This is a genomic window from Kiloniella sp. (assembly GCF_965205715.1).
Classification (GTDB): Bacteria; Pseudomonadota; Alphaproteobacteria; order Kiloniellales; family Kiloniellaceae; genus Kiloniella.
Genome location: NZ_CBDBHW010000014.1, coordinates 1,652,764 through 1,670,289 on the forward strand (window position 1 = coordinate 1,652,764; position 17,526 = coordinate 1,670,289).

Genomic DNA, 17,526 nt, shown 5'->3' on the forward strand with positions numbered 1-17,526 from the left:
TTAATTTTTAAGGACCAGCTGATGGATAGATTAGAAAACAAAGTTGCGATTATTACCGGGGCAAGTTCGGGCATTGGCCGTGCTGCAGCCAAGCTTTTTGCAACGCAAGGTGCCAAGATTATCGCAGGCGCACGACGACAGGCTGAACTAGATCAGCTGATCGAAGAGATACGGGTAGAAGGCGGACAAGCCCTAGCTATTGCCGGGGACGTTACCGATGAAACCTATGCCAAGACACTGGTTGAGGTTGCAACGGGAACTTACGGGCGGCTGGACATTGCCTTTAACAATGCGGGTACCCTCGGCGCCATGGGCGATACACCAGACATCACCTTGGAAGGGTGGCAAGACACACTCAGCACCAACCTCACCTCCGCTTTTCTTGGTGCCAAACACCAAATACCGGCTCTTTTGAAAAGCGACAATGGTTCCCTGATTTTTACCTCGACCTTTGTCGGTCACACCATTGGCATGCCCGGCATGGCAGCTTATGCGGCTTCAAAAGCCGGGATCAATGGTATGATGCAATGTCTGGCGGCTGAATTCGGCCCCCAAGGCCTTCGCGTCAACAGCCTGCTGCCCGGTGGTACTGATACCCCCATGGGACGCAGCGTGGCGAACAGTCCTGAAATGGAGGACTTCGTCAAAGGCCTGCACGGTCTAAAACGGATTGCCGAACCAGAAGAAATCGCCAAAGCAGCCCTCTTCCTCGCATCTGACGATGCCAGCTTTGTTACAGGCACAGCGATGTTGGTTGAGGGTGGGGTTTCAATTAACAAAACCTGATTTCAAGTAGGCAGCAATATCGAGCTAAAGGGAGAGAGCTCCGGGCTATCTCCCTTTAGCTTGCGCTTTCACTTGCTTCAGAAATAATCCTATTCACTTCTTTATTCCAGCGACTTAAAAAAGTCTTTGCAATGGCAGACATGGGGCGGTGGGCTGGTGTTAGGCAAGCATATGTCAGAGGGAGCGCAGGTAAAAAGGGTATAAATTTGATAAGCTTTTGGTCCCTGGCATAGATCCGGTAGCTTTCAGCACTGAGCGGATCGACAATTGCACAAGCTTGTCCGGCTTCAACAAAGTTCAAAAGCGGCAAAAAATACTGCGCGTCGTACCGGATATCCAGCTCAGCACCCGTTTCCTTAAAAGCAGACACTGTGCTCCTGTAAGTCGAGTGCTCAGGCTGTAAAACCCCCATGGGCTTTCCGCTTAAATCTTCCGCGGTGACTACGCTTAAACTTGCAAGGGGGTTATCTTTATGTACGGCACAAAGACAATTTCCCTCTAAGACTTCTCCCTTTAAGAGACTATCCTCACTATCCGGTACTCCCATATCTGCAATGCCAATGTCGTAACTTTGCGTTGCGATCATCTTGCGTACTTGGGGAGAGCTTCGGGTGGTCAAGGTTACCCTGATATTGCTGTGATCCCGGGTAAAGTCACTGATAACTTTAGGCAGCAAAAAAGCCGAGGGTCCTGGCATCGCCACAATCCTCAAGACACCTTTCTCAAAGTCACGTATTGAACGCATATTTTGTTCTGCCATCTGCAGGCGAGAAAGAATGTCCGTAGCTTCGGACATGAGGTAATGGGCTTCAGGAACAGGAACCAGGCGACGATTTCGGCGCTCGAACAAGGCAATCCCGAGCTCATCTTCCAATGTTTTTAACCCGGCACTAAGGGCGGGTTGTGTCCGGTTAAGATTACGCGCGGCCTCAGAAACTGATCCGGTACGCATAACTTCGCGAAATATAGCAAGATTTTTTAAGTTCATAGTCCAGAGTATATATAAATTTTTCTTATTAAATCCAAGATATTTCAAATTTGTATTTATGAATAAACATTGTCAATCTACTCAGAGTTGCTTCCCAAAACCTAAAATTAAAAAGCTTCGTAACAAACGAACAGACAAATAACAGCAGATAACAGTGGAGAAAAAAATGAAACACATTGCCAAAATCACAGGCGTACTTTTGGCCTGCTCGATGATCGCCGGGGCAGCCTCTGCCCAGGAAATGAAATTCTTCAGAATTGGCACCGGTGGTGCCGGTGGGACTTATTTCCCCATCGGTGGCATTATCGCCAATGCGATCTCTAACCCACCGGGATCTCGTGCTTGTGATGCAGGCGGAAACTGTGGTGTTCCCGGTCTGGTCGCCATGGCTCAATCAACCAACGCTTCAGCTCACAACGTAAACGCCATTCAAGCTGGCCAAATGGAAGCTGGTCTTTCTGGCGCAGCCACCCTTCACTTTGCCTATAAAGGTGTAGGAAAATATGAAGGAAACGCCAAACCGGATCTGCGGATCATTGCCAACCTTTACCCGGAAGATCTGCATCTGGTCATGCCTAAAGGCGGAGCTCTGGAAGGTCTCGAAGCCCTAAAAGGTAAACGCGTAGGTATTGCTCAGGCAGGGTCTGGTACCCAGATTGCTGTTGAATTGATCATTGGTGATCACGGCGTAAATCGTGAAAACATCGAAGAAGCCGAGCTGAATAATTCACAGAGTGCCGAACGTCTGGCAGATGGCCAACTGGATGCCTATTTTTATGCTGCGGGCACACCCGTTGCGGCCATGATCCAACTGGACAACACCAAGGGGATGGAACTCTATTCCTTCACGGATAAAGAAGTGAAAATGGCCAATACGACAGTGCCATACTACATTCCATCAAAAATCCCGGCCGGCACTTATCCTGGGATTACCTATGATGTGAACACCGTTGCTGTATCTGGTATTCTTGTCACCAATGCCAATCAGGATGAAGAACTGATTTATCAAATCACCAAGGCAATGTGGTCCAAAACCGCTCGTAAACTCTTGGACAACGGCCATGCCAAAGGTAAATCCATCACCTTAGAGACCGCGCTTGACGGTGTAGAAGGCATTGGTGTGCCACTCCACCCGGGTGCCGAACGCTTCTACAAAGAAGTCGGCATGCTTAAATAATCCCGATGCCTAAACTAATGCAGAGGACTGTGTAATCCACGGTTCTCTGCATGCTTTGTACCTCATACGTTTACAAAAAAGTTATGCAGGAACCTCGCTGTTCCTGTGGTGATAAAATACGGGTGTCTCATGTCCTTACAAGCCGAGCTAGATCAAACTGCTCTCGACGAGATCGAGAAAACCTGTGGATGCTTTGTACCTCATACGTTTACAAAAAAGTTATGCAGGAACCTCGCTGTTCCTGTGGTGATAAAATACGGGTGTCTCATGTCCTTACAAGCCGAGCTAGATCAAACTGCTCTCGACGAGATCGAGAAAAAATACGACACGTCTCTCAACACAAGGGATAACGGTCACTTACTCACCCGGTTCATTTACTGGGCAACGGTTGCTTTTGCCCTTTATCATCTCTGGACGGCTGGTTTTGGCACACCTGTGGATTACATCCATATGGGCGTACACTTGGCGGGGTTATTCCTGTTTGTTTTTATTGGCTTCCCTCTTTTGAAAAGCAAAGCCAATCTTGCTTATAATCCAACCCGTTTTCTAAAACCAGGTAACGTTCCGCTATACGATTGGGTCTTTATGATCCTGGCAGTCGCCGCGGCCTTATTCTTGTGGGTGAGCTGGCGTGGTTTTTCCGGTCTGGGATTAGAAGTTCCAAGCCAAATGTTACGACAGGGAAATCCGACGAATATAGACGTCATTTTAGGCACCATTCTCATCCTTGCGGTATTGGAAATCGCCCGTCGCACCATTGGCGCCGTCCTGCCCATTATTATATTGGTTTTCATCCTCTACGCCCTGCTCGGCCCCTATATCCCGGGGCAAATATTACAGCATCCCGGCGTTGACTGGCACCAGTTTGTCAACAACATGTATTTCCCGTTTGAAGGCATATTCGGGGTCACACTCTGGGTTGTCTCAACAGTTGTGTTTCACTTCGTTCTCTTCGGAGTTGTTGCCCAACGCATGGGGCTGGGACAGTTCTTTGTTGATAACGCCATGATTGCTGCCGGGCGCTATACCGGCGGGCCTGCGAAAGTCTCCGTTGTATCCTCCGCCTTCTTTGGCACCATCTCTGGTTCCTCCATTGCAAACACCGTTTCCACCGGATCATTGACGATCCCCAATATGAAAAAGATGGGCTACCCCGGCCACTTTGCTGGTGGGGTAGAAGCCGCCGCCAGTGCGGGTGGTCAGATCACGCCGCCAATTATGGGTGCGGCAAGCTTCTTGATGGCTGAATATCTCGAAGTGCCTTACACCACCATTGTAATTGCGGCGATCATTCCTGCCTTGATGCACTACATCGGGGTCATGTCGATTGTTCACTTCACCGCCAAAAGGCTTGGCCTCAAGACTTATACAAAAGACGAGCTGCCGATTTTGATCAGGGTCTGGAAAGAGGGCTGGCATACGGTCATTCCGCTCATCGCTCTTCTAGTGGTGCTTTTTTCCGGCTATTCCCCCAACATGGCCGCTTTCATTGGCCTCAGTCTTTGCATCACGGTTGGCTTTTCCAGCTTACGCAAACCTCTCACCCTGATACTGCCGTTAGCCCTGCTCGCGTTTGTTTTTTGGAAAGCATCTGCGCTAAGCGGCGAAGGTTTCTCACCTGTTATGGCTGGTGTTCTCTCTGCCTGTATCATTGTCGGGATGATCCATAAGGGCGAGCGACAGAACTTTACATCCCTTTTTGACAGCCTGCACGTTGGTGTTCAATACGCCCTGGCTGTCGGTGCGGCATCGGCAGCAGTTGGTATTGTTGTCGGTGTGATCAATACAACAGGTGTTGGTTTCAGGCTTGGCTTTATGGTCACCGGCGGCGCAGCAGAAATGGCTGAGACATTATATGCTGTTCTCGGCTGGATCCCTGTAGATAGTTTCACCCAGTCTTCTATCCAGCAATTCCTCTCCCTCGTACTTATTGCGATCGCATGTATTTTAATGGGCGCCGGACTTCCGACAACCGCGCTTTACATCATGCTGGTTTCCGTCGCTCAGCCCGCCCTGACCCAACTTGGTGTGCCACCGTTGGCAACCCATATGTTCGTGCTCTACTACGGGGTTATTTCGGAAATCACCCCGCCCGTTTGCGCCTCGGCCTATGCCGCGGCAGGAATAGCCGGGGCCAACCCGTTTCGGACCGGGATCAGCGCCTTTACCCTCGGCCTCGGCAAACTCATGGTTCCCATGGTCTTTGTCTACGCACCGACGATGCTCATTGTCTTGCCGGAGTACTTCACCCTTGGTTCTTTCTTACAGGTAACCATCACCTGTGCCCTCGGGATCTTTGCGATCGCCACCGCCGTGTCTGGTTATTTCCTCGCCCCACTATCAAGTTTTTGGCGATTACTGATGGGCATTGGCGGGCTGTTATTGGTCGCGCCGGGACTAAGCAGTGATCTCACATCCCTTGTGGTCATGGCCCCCGTTCTTATCGAGCAATGGCTCCGACGAGACAGCACCCAGCCCCTTAGGATCCCTGGTCACTAAAGGCATTTGTAAAGGCAGTCGATACCATGAAAAACGTTACCGTTATCGGTGCCGGCATCGTCGGCATATGCTCAGCTTTGTCCTTAGCACAGGCAGGGGCACGAGTTCGTTTGATCGATCGTGACCTTCCTGGACAAGGCGCATCGGCAGGAAATGCGGGAGTTATATCGCCTTGGTCGATCATCCCGCAATCCATGCCGGGGGTATGGAAGAACATTCCGCGGTGGTTGCTCGATCCAAACGGTCCGGTATCGATAAAACTCTCCCATCTTCCCCATCTCTTGCCCTGGACGATGAAGTTTTTATCCAATGCCAAAATGGATCGTGTCCACGCCTCCGTCGCGGCCATGCATACTCTCAACCATTTAAATGTAGAATTGTATCGCGCCCATTTAGCCGGGACAGGACACGAGAACCTGATCCGAGATAGCTTCTATGTGCACGCCTTTAGAAATGCAGATAGCGCACGCCTTAACACGCTTGAATACAGGCTGCGTCAGGAAAAAGGTGCTCAGCTTGAGCGTATTGGCCAAGGGGATCTCCAAGATTTAGAACCCGCCTTAAGCAAAGATTTCAAAGCCGCCATTCTAATCAAGGGACAAGCCAGCGCGACCTCACCTGGAAAAATTGGCGAAGTTCTGGCCGAGAAATTTTGCTCCCTGGGTGGCATGATAGAACAAGCGGAGGTTCGCGGTTTACGACCGGGCAAAGAGGCCTGGGAGATTATCACCAGCGCCGGAACTCAAACTGCTGAAAACCTCCTCCTCTCGGCCGGGGCCTGGTCAGCAGATCTTTTGCGTCCTTTGGGCATTAATATCCCAATGCAAGCAGAGCGGGGTTATCACGCCATGTTTGAAAACCCAGGTCTTACCCTCAAACATTCCGTTATGGATGTCGATCATAAGTGTGTGGCGAGTTCCATGGAGGGTGGACTTCGGGTTGCGGGTCAGGCCGAATTTGCCAACATTAACGCCCCACAAAGCCCCGCCAGAGCGCAACGCATGGGTCTCCTTGCCCGCAAAATGATGCCTGATCTTCCCGATACACAGCCCACAACATGGATGGGAGTTCGACCGTCCCTGCCCGATAGTCTGCCCTGTATCGGAGCCATCCCCGGCAGAAAAAATCTCTATGCCGCCTTTGGACACAGTCACTACGGGCTAATGATGGCGCCCAAAACCGGACAACTGATTTCGGACATCATCATGAACAAACCCATCAATGAAGACATCTCTCCGTTTCGGGTGTATCGATTTTAAGCAATTCAGGAGCGATCAATTGAATACGCAAATTAGCGGAAAAGTCCATAGGGGGGACCGCAATTTCTACGGCGTTTCCATCGGGGTAATTTGTCTCGAGAGCTATTTCCCCAAGCCCCCAGGTCACATCAAAAATCCCTCGGGTCTGTCGTTTCCAGTGCTCTATCACACCATAAAGGGTGCGACGGTGCAGAAGCTTCTCAATGAACCCAACGACACACTGCGGGATTTGTTTATCGCTGCCGCCAAAGACCTTGTTCAAGAAGGGGCGCGAGCCATCACCAGCAGTTGTGGTTTCTCGGCACTTTACCAGGAAGACATCGCGGCAGAAGTAGACGTTCCTGTCTTTGCCTCAAGCTTGATCCAGATCCCTTTGGCCTGGCATATGACCGGGCGAAAGGCGCCGATCGGCGTCCTTACTGCTAGCCAAAATAGCCTGACAGATCAACACTTTAGAGCAGTTGGCGCCGCAGATATCCCGGTTACAATCCAAGGCATGGAGGAGTACCCCGAGTTTTCGGATGTCATCCTGCACAACAAACGCACCGACATGGATCTGGGACGGGTTGAAGAGGAAGTGCTCTCCGCCGCCCGGCAGCTGCTCAAACGCGCCCCGGAAACCAAGGCACTGGTTCTGGAATGCACCGACATGCCGCCCTACGCCCACCGCATTCAAAACGAAACCGGCCTGCCCGTGTTCGATCTCACAACCCTGACAAGCATGGTGCAGGATGTCGTCACCCCCACATACTATTCAGGGGCACACTATTCGAGCTGGTATCGATAAAACATATAAAATCTGTACTTAGAATTCCTAATCCCGGGATCTCTCAACAAAAGCCCGAAGCTTTATTACAAGCTTCGGGCTTTTACTTATCACGGATGAGTATATCGCTAAGTACAGATTATTATTGATCTACGATTAGCGCGTTGTGATTAAGGAGATCGGTAATCACATCATGATCCGTGGTAAGAGCACCGCCGTTGGTCAAGTCAACTCCCGTTAGGGTGATCACCATGTCAGTACCAGATCCGTCACCATTGCTATCAATAGAGATAACTGTCCCTACAGCCGTTTTGGCAAAACTTAAATAATCTTCAAGTACGCCATTTTCTTCCCCAGTCAGCAGATTTCCAATATGCAAGATGTCTCCCTGTGCCAAGGAGAAATCAGCGATATAATTCTCACCACTTTCACTAGCATTAAAGTAGAAGACATCCGCTCCTGCTCCACCACTGAGGATATCCGTTCCGCCTCCACCTTCGATTAGGTCATCCAGTGCTGTTCCGGTTAAAACCTCATCCTCTGATGTTCCCGTTACTACCGTTCCTACAACCGTGCTTAATACCGAAATAGTCTTACTCGTTACGGCGCTATCATCTTGCCCGTCACTAACTTGTACGCTTATAGTCCGTGTTGGGTTCAACCCACCGAGATCAGGATTCTTTGAGATTGAGCTGTAGGCAACTGACTCTAACACGGCTTCGTAATCCGAGGGACTAGCTGAACCAGTCAGAGTCAAAACACCCCTCGCGGCATCATAATCCATTATGATGCCCGTTGGCAGAACGTAGCCTACGGCTAGACCGAGAACATCACCAATAACAAAATCTGTAATCACCACACTCGCTGTAAGCAGTTCGATATCATGGCACTTCTCCGCTTTGTTGAGTAGATTTAGGATTTCAAATAGAGCATAGATTGATTATCTGGAATGGATGATTGTCTAATTTTGAGTTTGAAGTATTCGGTATCCTTGATGCCTCTGGCTCGCTTACGGATCATTCCTATACTGACATTACCAGCCTCTATCCTGGCGCTTGTGAGCTTGTGTTTGGCGTAGTTGCAGATGCCCACACAATGTTTCCGTAGGGATTTCGCGAACTTTTTTAGATAGAGCATCTGTGACTGATCTGCTATCAGGCACCAACGTTCCAGTTGCTCCGCCATCGCCTCAAATGAAGCGGCACTCCACAGCAGCTGAAGCTGTTCTTTCAAGACGTAAAGTGCATTCAGGTTGCTATTGCTCTCCAGCAACCTTTGCAGCTTGTCACTTTGTTTTTCACTCAACTTATCCGCATTTTTGAGCAACAGATAATGTGTCCCTTTCATCAACTCTTTACCACTTGGATCGGCCTTTCTGAACTCAAGTCGACGCTGATTATGGATAGCTTTGCTGTAGTTTTTCATGACGTGGAAACGGTCAAATACTATGTCGGCCAACGGCAAGGACTCTCTGACAGCCTTTTGGTAGGCAGGCCCCATATCCATCGCTACGGCCTTTATTTTGCAGGCTGTATCTGGTTGCAGTTGTTTCAAAAACCTTGAAAAAACCTCGGCAGTTCGGCCTGCTTCAACCCAGATCAGATGACCGCCAACCATATCGTAGACCACCGTCATGTAGTCATGACCTTTCGCCCGGGCAACTTCATCTACACCAATATATTCCAAGCCAGTTAGCTCTGCAGGATCAAGCGTAGGGAGAGTTTCAATAAGGTATGCCCTGTCGATATTCTTGACCGTTTCCCATCGTATATCCAAATGTCTGGAAACCGCTTGAATAGACATATGCCGACATAATCCACTGATCAGTCGGCAAAATCGGTGAGTGAAACGGCACCCTTTATCAACAAAATCACACCCCTCAATGCGGCGTTCGCCCTTGTTAATATAAACCTGCGCCAGCTCAATCTCGACCACACAAGGATACCCAAAAAGGGGGATGTCGTTTACTTGTCGGCGGACATGCTGGTTGATGCTTCCCTTCTGGCCTGTAGCAGGGTCTATAGCCCTCCTACGCGCGTCTCGGCTGCAGTGAATGACAATCTTAACACCGCCGTCATCCAGTTTAATTTCATTTACACGTTGCCCTTTGAGGCCTAAAATATGCTGCGAGATGTTGATTGTCATATACCTGCTCTATGTAAAGTTATCAGAAACCATACATATCAACAGGTTACTTGGCGGTCGGCATCTTTTTCTACTCAACAAAGCGGAGAAGAGCCGATATCATCAACATCAGATACATTCAAATCGGGATAAACCGACAGTGCCTCGCTGCCTTCACTATAGGCGTGATACTTCTGACCTGTACCTGGATTATAATAAGAGCGGATCGAGCCATCTGAATTAAAAGTCGTACTGTAGATATCAGGACCATTACCATCATTACTCTGCCATGTGACAACCCAACCACCATCCGACAGGCCAGTTATGGATGAATTTCCCCCGACCTCGGCAACTTGGAACTCAACACCTTGCTTTGTCCCGTCCGTATAAAAAACTTGGCCAAAGATACCACCGTTACTACTCCATGTGATAACCCAACCTCCGTCGGTCAAGCCTGCTAAAGAGGAAGCCCATTGATCCCCCCCTGTTTCAGTATTAACCCTGAATTCATTTCCTTGTACTGTTCCATTGGCGTGATACGCTTGGCCATAAACACCATGATCAGAGCCGTCCTGATATCGGCTTTCCCACGTAACAACCCAACCACCATCGGACAAAGCAGTTACTGATGCTCTAGTCTGATCGTTCACGGTCTCTGTATTGACCCGAAATTCAGCACCTTGTGTAGATCCAGTGGTATTATAAGCTTGGCCGTAGATATCATAGCCATCGCCATTCTGTTCATCACTCGCCCAGGTCACAACCCAACCACCATCTGATAGGCCAACTACCGATGGCTCAAATTCATCATTTTTAGTTGTAGTATTGACCCGAAACTCAACGCCCTGAGGTGATCCATCCGCGTGGTAGGCTTGACCATAAACACCATATATTGAGCTGTCAGGACTCTGCCATGTAACGACCCAACCGCCGTTAGGAAGTCCTGTAACTGAGGACGAAGATTGAAAACCATCTATCTCGGTATTAGCTTGGATCTCATCGATAACAATCGTCACATCGGTAAGTACAGGTGCATCATTACTAGCGATAACAGCAATGGTTTTACTGATTGAATTACTGTTATCTTGACCGTCACTGACCTGAACGGTGACTGTACGTGTAGGAATTGCCCCATATCCATCCGGATTATCAGAGATCGAACTGAAAACCATATTTTCTAGTATCGCCTCGTAGACTGCATGGCTAGCCGTCCCGCTCAGGTTAAGAACCCCTGTCGCCGCATCCCAGTTTAAGGCAATCCCCGTGGGTTGGCTGTAGCCCGCAGCCAGTCCAAGCACATCGCCCACAACAAAATCCGTGATCGACACCGTTGCCGCAGTCATGGTGAGATCATCTACGTCCGAAATAGATAGATCGGTAAAGAGATGATTATCATTCCCTCCCTCGATAAAACTTTGTCCAACAGGTCTAACAGTTCCATCCGCATTAAACGTTTTAGTATATATTTGTCGTGCTGAGTCTGTAATACTCAACCAAGTAACAACCCAACCACCATCTGTGAGGCTTGTCACAGATGGTGAAAATTGATCCCCCAACCACCAGTCATTATTGAGGACCCATTCTTCAACACGAACGGTACCATCTGCATTATAAACCTTGGCATGTACGTTATAATCACTCTCAATTAATATTATCGGATTTTTTGCAGCCCAAGTGATGACCCAACCGCCATCCGCCAAAACCGTAATATCTGGATCGCCGGCTCCAACATACGAATTAACTTGGAATCCCTCCCCCTGTCTGGTTCCGTCCGCATTATAAACCTGGCCGTAAACATCAACATTTCCGTTGATGACATTCCCACTTTTCCATGTGACAAGCCAACCACCATTCTGCAGACCGATGACCTCTGCACCATTTTCTTGACCATAAATAATGGTGTTTATTTGAAACTGATTATCTTGCTTTGTGCCATCCGCGTTATAAACCTGACCATAAATATTAGCCCCGCTAATATCGTCACCCCCTGTCCAGACCACAATCCAGCCGTTATCTGTTAGGGCAGTAACATCAGAGAAACTTTGACTACCAGTAGGTTCATTAACAACAAACTCGTCACCTAGCTTGGTTCCATCAGCATTGTAAGCCTGACCGTAGATATCACCACCGCTCCGGGTTTCTGAATGATGACCCCAGGTCACAACCCAGCCACCATTATCCAAACTAGTAACTGATGGGTTGTAAGGCGAACCGTCCAAATAACCTCTAACTTCATCGACCTTGATCTGAAACTCGTCGCCCATCTTGGTACCGTCAGCCTGATAACGTTGACCGTGGAGATTTCGTACAGGCCATACCGGGCCAGGAGGCGTCCCCACAAAACCTACGGGATCCCAGACTACGACCCAACCGCCATATTTAAGCCCTGTTACAACAAGAGAATCAGAGAGAGACGTACCGGATACAACTTCAAATATCTCACCCTTTTCGGATCCATCAGAGTGAAATACCTGCCCCCAACTTGTCTCTTCAGTGATGGGCTCCGACAAATCTTTCCAGATTACAACCCAACCGCCATCAGGAAGTCCGGCAACCACGCCCTTATATTGTTGATCGGTTATATCAGAATATAGTCTCGTTTCCTCAACAACCACGGAGTTATCTGTCAACACAGGTCCGTCGTTGTCATCAATTACAGTGATAACTTTCGAGATCGCGTTGCTGTTATCTTTCCCATCGTTAACAGTTAGGCTCAAACTTCTTGTTGGCGCCACGCCATAGCTATCCGGATTATCTGATATTGAGCGATAAACAACATTCTCAAGTGCGGCCTCATATTCCCCCAAACTCGCAGTACCGCTCAGGCTTAAAGCCCCTGTCGCCGCATCCCAACTGAAGGTCATCCCGGTCGGCAGGATATAACCCGCGGCCAGACCAAGTACATCACCCGCAACAAAGTCTGTGATCGTCACAGTTGCCGAGGACAAATTGAGATCATCAACATCAGAAAGAGATAAGTCTGTGTAAACACTCAGGGCCGGACCATTTTCGGTGAATGCTCCACCCAATCCGGAATTATCCGTAATATGCGAAGCATCATTAGTATCAATTACAGTGATAACTTTCGAGATGGCGTTGCTGTTATCTTTCCCATCGTTAACAATTAGGCTCAAACTTCTTGTTGGCGCCACGCCATAGCTATCCGGATTATCTGATATTGAGCGATAAACAACATTCTCAAGTGCGGCCTCATATTCCCCCAAACTCGCAGTACCGCTCAGGCTTAAAGCCCCTGTCGCCGCATCCCAACTGAAGGTCATCCCGGTCGGCAGGATATAACCCGCGGCCAGACCAAGTACATCACCCGCAACAAAATCCGTGATCGACACAGTTGCCGAGGACAAGTTGAGATCATCAACATCAGAAAGAGTTAGGTCAGTGAAAAGCCTCACAGCCGGATCGTCTTCCGTGTATGTCAAAGCATGGGCAGAGTTATCCGTGATAACAGCTGTATCGTTGGTATCAATTACCGTGATCGTTTTCCTGACCTGGTTGCTGTCGTCCTGTCCGTCGTTGATACTCAGGCTCAAATTCCGCGTTGGCGTTGTGCCATAACCATCCGGATTGTCTGAGATCGAGCTGTAAACAACCTGTTCCAATGCCGTTTCATAATCTGCATGACTAGCCACTCCTGTCAGTCTCAAAACACCCGCTCCGGCATCCCAGTTCAGGGTCATCCCGTTAGGCAGACTATATCCCGCGACCAAACCAAGAACATCTCCTGCGACATAATCCGTAACCGTCACAACTGCCGAAGACAGTGTCATATCATCGACATCGGAAAGACCGAGGTCAGTAAAGACAACCAAGGGCTCTTCCCCCTCAATAAAGGTATAGTTTTTTTGCCCCGTTCCCTGATCATAATAAGATCGAACTGTGCCATCAGCATTATAGGTTTTACTGTAGATACCGTCTCCAGAGCCGTCTTCCCCAAAACTGGTCCAGGTTACAATCCAACCTCCATCGGAAAGGCTGGTAACAGAAGAGTTAAGCTGGGAACCATTAGAGAAAGAGTTAACCTGAAACTCGCCCCCCTGTTTCGTGCCATCGGCATTGTAGGCTTGTCCATAGACGCTATAGCCGTCTATTCCTACGCTATGCCAGGTTACCACCCAACCACCGTCAGAGAGACCTGTGACAGAAGAGACCAGCTGAGAACCATCAGTGATAGAATTCACCTGAAACTCGCGGCCCTGTTTTGTGCCATCCGCATTATAGGCCTGACCATAAATACCTGTCCCGTCGCCATCCTGGCCGAAACTTTCCCATGTGATAACCCAGCCACCGCTTGAAAGACTGGTTAGTGCCGGGCTTGATTGAATACCTTCAACCTCTGAGTTTATAAGAAATTCCTGCCCTTGTGGCTCCCCGGCGGCATTGTATACCCGGGCATAGACATCTTCCGCCGAACGACCAAAACCCTGATCCGTCCAGGTAATGATCCAACCGCCATTGGAAAGACCGATAACCGTAGATAAACTTTGAGACCCCGTTGTTTCAGTACTTACCTGAAACTCACCCCCTTTAGGCGTACCATCCGCATTATAGGCCTGCGCATAAACACCGTAACCTGATCCGTCTTGGCTATCGCTCATCCATGTGACGATCCAGCCACCATCGGCAAGGCCAGAAACAGAGGGCTCGGTCTGATCCTGATTTATATGTGTATTGATCAGAAACTCGCCATCTTGTTTGCTGCCGTCTGCTTTGTATGCCTGTCCCAGGATATCAAAAGTATAATCAGTAAAATTGGTCATACTCTCCCAGACAACTATCCAGCCCCCGCCGGACAATGCTGAAACAGAAGGAGAAAGTTGTGGCGCATAGGTCTCTGTATTAATCTGAAATTCGCCACCAAATCTTGACCCGTCCGCATTATAAGCCTGGCCAAAAATGCCATGTGCAGAACCATCCTGTCCATAGCTCACCCAAGTGACAACCCAACCACCATCTGACAGATTAGTCACCGAAGCATCATTCTGGTCAGCAGATGTTTCCGTGTTAATCCTAACTTCCTCGGAAAGTAACGCCTTCTCCTCTAGAATTGGAGCATCATTGATCCCGATAACCGCAATATTCTTGCTGATGACGTTGCTGTTATCCTGACCATCATTGATCTGGACCGTGATTGTCCGCGTGGGATCTGTCCCGTAAACATTTGGATTGTCGGAGGTTGTACTATAGGTAACGTGCTCTAGAGCAGCTTCATAATCAGCCAAGCTTGCCCCCCCTGAAAGTATCAGAGTACCTGTAGTTACATCCCAATCCATGGTGATATCGGCGGGTAAGATGTAACCCGCCACCAGCCCAAGCTCATCTCCAGCGACGAAATCTGTAATCGTCACAATAGCCAAAGACAAAGCACTGTCATCCACATCGGAAACTCCAAGATCTGCAAAAACGATCAGCGCCTCTTCACCCTCGGTATAGGCATAGTATTTTTGCCCCGTTCCCGGGTCATAATAAGACCGAACAGTCCCATCAGCGTTATAGGTTTTACTGTAGATGCCATAGCCAGAACCATCCTGACCATAGCTGGTCCAGGTTATCACCCAGCCACCATCAGCCAGTGCCGTTACGGAGGGTTGAAACTGCAGCCCAGTAGTGTAACTATTAACTTGGAACTCACCGCCCTGTCTTGAACCATCTGCGTTATAAGCCTGACCAAAAACACCATAGCTAGATCCATCCTGACCATCGCTAACCCAGGTCACAACCCAACCACCATCAGCCAATGCCGTCACTGAAGATGAAGTTTGCCACCCATCAATATGGCTATTAACCAGGAACTCTTCACCACGTTCGGTACCATCCGAATTATAAACTTTAGCAACGATCCCAAATCCAGACTGGTCCTGACCATAGCTATGCCAAGTCACCACCCAGCCACCATCTGTCAGTCCCGTTACAGAAGACCCACTTTGCGATTTATCTGTATAGCTATTGATATGGAACTCGCTGCCTTGGGCTGTTCCGTCTAAGTTATAAGCTTGGCCGTAAATCTCGCCTGAACTTTCCCACGTGACGATCCAACCGCCATCGGACAAACCTGTGACGGAAGGCTTCCATTGAAAGTATTTTGTCGCTGAGTTGACCTGAAACTCATTGCCCTGTGGTATTCCATCCGCATTAAAAGCTTGCCCATAAACACCGTATCCTGAACCATCCTGCCGGGAACTGTGCCATGTGACTATCCAGCCACCATCGGCAAGGCCTGTAACCGAAGCCTCGTTTTGAGAACGTGAGAAATAAGTATTTACCTGAAATTCATTATCTTTCTTAGTACTATCGGCATTGTAAGCCTGACCAAATACGCCATATTTAGAGCCATCCTGCCCATAACTCTGCCAAGTGACCACCCAGCCACCATCTGTCAAAGCCGCAACAGATGGGATACTTTGTGTTCCAGAGGTATAGCTATTGATTTGAAACTCGTCGCCCTGCTTTGTACCATTCGCATTATAGCCTTGGCCAAAAACACCTGATCCCGAGCCATCCTGGCCCGAACTCGACCATGTAACCACCCAGCCACCATCCGATAACCCTGTGACAGAAGGACTGCTTTGATTGTTTACCGGTTCCGTATTGGCCTGAATTTCATCAACAAGAACGGAATTATCACTCAAAATTGGAGCATCGTTGGAACCGTTAATGGTCAGTGACAACTTAGCGATTGTAGTATCACCACTACCATCGCGTAGGGTATAGCTGAATTCCTCAATCAGGCTATCGCCAACATTCAGCCCATCAACCAGTGGGTTATTGTCATCCAGTTGATAGCTGTAGTTACCTTTATCATCAACAATCATGGTGCCATAAAGACCAACAACCGTTGTGCCACCAATGGCATTGGCCCAGGTTATTCCTCCGAACCCATCACCTCCAAGAATATCTGCCTTGCCGTCTGTGGTATTACTATCGCCAGAAATATCATCAAATCCGGTAACAACATTCCCCGTGGCAGGTAGCAGACTATCTTCGAGAACGCTGTCGGTATCATCAATGGCGTTAGGACCCGGGTTAAAAAAGATATCATCTTCATTGAAGGACAGGCCCTCTTCGGATTGTCTTTCCGTTGATCCAGCAAGTCTTCCTTGCGCAATAAGCGAAGCAAGGGTGCCCCCGAAATCATCGTCGTAAGTACTACCACCTCCGCCAACAGGGCCGCCGTCTGCGCCCGCAGCAGTTTCCAGCGTGCCTCCCTCTGTCAAAGCCTGTGCCTGGCCGATTAGAAGCCCAGCAGAAAATTCAACACCGCCGATTACCAGTACAGGAGCACCCTCTCCTTGGGATACCTGAACAAGATTCTGGAAAACAATACGACTATCCGCGCTGCCATCACCGTTGCGATCGAACGTCAGGACAAAGTTGTTGCCTTCAATGACAGGGCTTGCTGCCGCAGCATTAAAAGAAAGCTTAGCAGCTTGTCCCTTTCTCAGGGAGATATTGAAGATCTCACCCTCATCAGGGGCTAGGATTTCAATAGTCGGTGCAGCCTGGCCAACAACCTTGTCGCGCCCTACATCGCCAGAGATATCCGCAGCCTCAGACAAATCAGAAGTCTTGTTGAAAGTATGAGTTTTAATCACAATAAATTCCCCTCAAATTCCTTGAGATGTCGTGTTATTAATTTTTGAATTAGGATTTCTAGTATTCAGCAAGACAATATCCAGAACGCCGGAACAACTCGGGTCATTGCCGGTTAATTGCCAAGGCTCAATTCATGCTCTGTCAAACGACCTCAAAATGAAGAGGCGTTGAAATTATGAGCAATTTTGTAAAGTGTCATCCTAAATTCTGTGTGCCTGATTTGGTTTAAGTATTAGCGTTATTATCGCCTCAAAATACAGAACCAATTTTGAATATTTTCCCAAACCACACCATATTTATCATTGTTTTAATTGAT

At 48.8% G+C, this 17,526-nt stretch carries 9 protein-coding genes; 5 read left to right on the forward strand and 4 right to left on the reverse strand.

What is annotated here, in order from left to right; all coding sequences use genetic code 11:
- The first annotated feature begins 21 nt into the window (after positions 1-21).
- Entirely contained in the window at positions 22-786 is a 765-nt protein-coding gene (locus ACOGW3_RS25060; protein WP_419905418.1) for an SDR family oxidoreductase, read from the forward strand.
- 55 nt (positions 787-841) lie between these two features.
- Here the strand turns inward: ACOGW3_RS25060 and ACOGW3_RS25065 are convergent, their stop codons facing one another.
- Positions 842-1,774, reverse strand: coding sequence for a LysR family transcriptional regulator (locus tag ACOGW3_RS25065; RefSeq protein WP_419905419.1), 933 nt, complete (start codon positions 1,772-1,774; stop codon positions 842-844).
- Between the two features lie 166 nt (positions 1,775-1,940).
- Between ACOGW3_RS25065 and ACOGW3_RS25070 the strand changes: the two genes are divergently transcribed.
- The 4 genes from ACOGW3_RS25070 (at position 1,941) to ACOGW3_RS25085 (ending at position 7,496) form a co-directional block, all read left to right on the forward strand.
- Positions 1,941-2,951, forward strand: a complete 1,011-nt coding sequence (locus ACOGW3_RS25070) for a TAXI family TRAP transporter solute-binding subunit (RefSeq protein ID WP_419905420.1) — start codon at positions 1,941-1,943, stop codon at positions 2,949-2,951.
- A 267-nt stretch (positions 2,952-3,218) separates the two neighbouring features.
- On the forward strand, positions 3,219-5,450 hold the full coding sequence (locus ACOGW3_RS25075; protein WP_419905421.1) for a TRAP transporter permease: 2,232 nt from the start codon (positions 3,219-3,221) through the stop codon (positions 5,448-5,450).
- A 26-nt stretch (positions 5,451-5,476) separates the two neighbouring features.
- Positions 5,477-6,709 carry an NAD(P)/FAD-dependent oxidoreductase gene (locus tag ACOGW3_RS25080; protein ID WP_419905422.1) on the forward strand — a complete coding sequence of 411 codons (1,233 nt, stop codon included), beginning with the start codon at positions 5,477-5,479 and terminating at the stop codon, positions 6,707-6,709.
- A gap of 19 nt (positions 6,710-6,728) precedes the next feature.
- Positions 6,729-7,496, forward strand: a complete 768-nt coding sequence (locus ACOGW3_RS25085) for an aspartate/glutamate racemase family protein (protein WP_419905423.1) — start codon at positions 6,729-6,731, stop codon at positions 7,494-7,496.
- Between the two features lie 121 nt (positions 7,497-7,617).
- On the opposite strand, the gene ACOGW3_RS25090 is transcribed toward ACOGW3_RS25085, so the two are convergent.
- The 3 genes from ACOGW3_RS25090 to ACOGW3_RS25100 all read right to left on the reverse strand — a co-directional run bounded on the left by ACOGW3_RS25090 (position 7,618) and on the right by ACOGW3_RS25100 (position 17,209).
- Positions 7,618-8,331: a type I secretion C-terminal target domain-containing protein gene (locus ACOGW3_RS25090; protein ID WP_419905424.1), complete on the reverse strand. Its 714-nt coding sequence runs from the start codon at positions 8,329-8,331 to the stop codon at positions 7,618-7,620.
- Positions 8,332-8,387: 56 nt separating this feature from the next.
- Positions 8,388-9,620, reverse strand: coding sequence for an ISL3 family transposase (locus ACOGW3_RS25095; RefSeq protein WP_419901077.1), 1,233 nt, complete (start codon positions 9,618-9,620; stop codon positions 8,388-8,390).
- 74 nt (positions 9,621-9,694) lie between these two features.
- On the reverse strand, positions 9,695-17,209 hold the full coding sequence (locus tag ACOGW3_RS25100; RefSeq protein ID WP_419905425.1) for a VCBS domain-containing protein: 7,515 nt from the start codon (positions 17,207-17,209) through the stop codon (positions 9,695-9,697).
- Positions 17,210-17,526 lie beyond the last annotated feature (317 nt).

Bases quoted from the DNA above. Each gene is read 5' to 3' on its own strand.
- ACOGW3_RS25065 (WP_419905419.1), bottom strand. From the start codon at position 1,774: ATGAACTTAAAAAATCTTGCTATATTTCGCGAAGTTATGCGTACCGGA.
- ACOGW3_RS25075 (WP_419905421.1), top strand. From the start codon at position 3,219: ATGTCCTTACAAGCCGAGCTAGATCAAACTGCTCTCGACGAGATCGAG.
- ACOGW3_RS25060 (WP_419905418.1), top strand. From the start codon at position 22: ATGGATAGATTAGAAAACAAAGTTGCGATTATTACCGGGGCAAGTTCG.
- ACOGW3_RS25080 (WP_419905422.1), top strand. From the start codon at position 5,477: ATGAAAAACGTTACCGTTATCGGTGCCGGCATCGTCGGCATATGCTCA.
- ACOGW3_RS25070 (WP_419905420.1), top strand. From the start codon at position 1,941: ATGAAACACATTGCCAAAATCACAGGCGTACTTTTGGCCTGCTCGATG.
- ACOGW3_RS25095 (WP_419901077.1), bottom strand. From the start codon at position 9,620: ATGACAATCAACATCTCGCAGCATATTTTAGGCCTCAAAGGGCAACGT.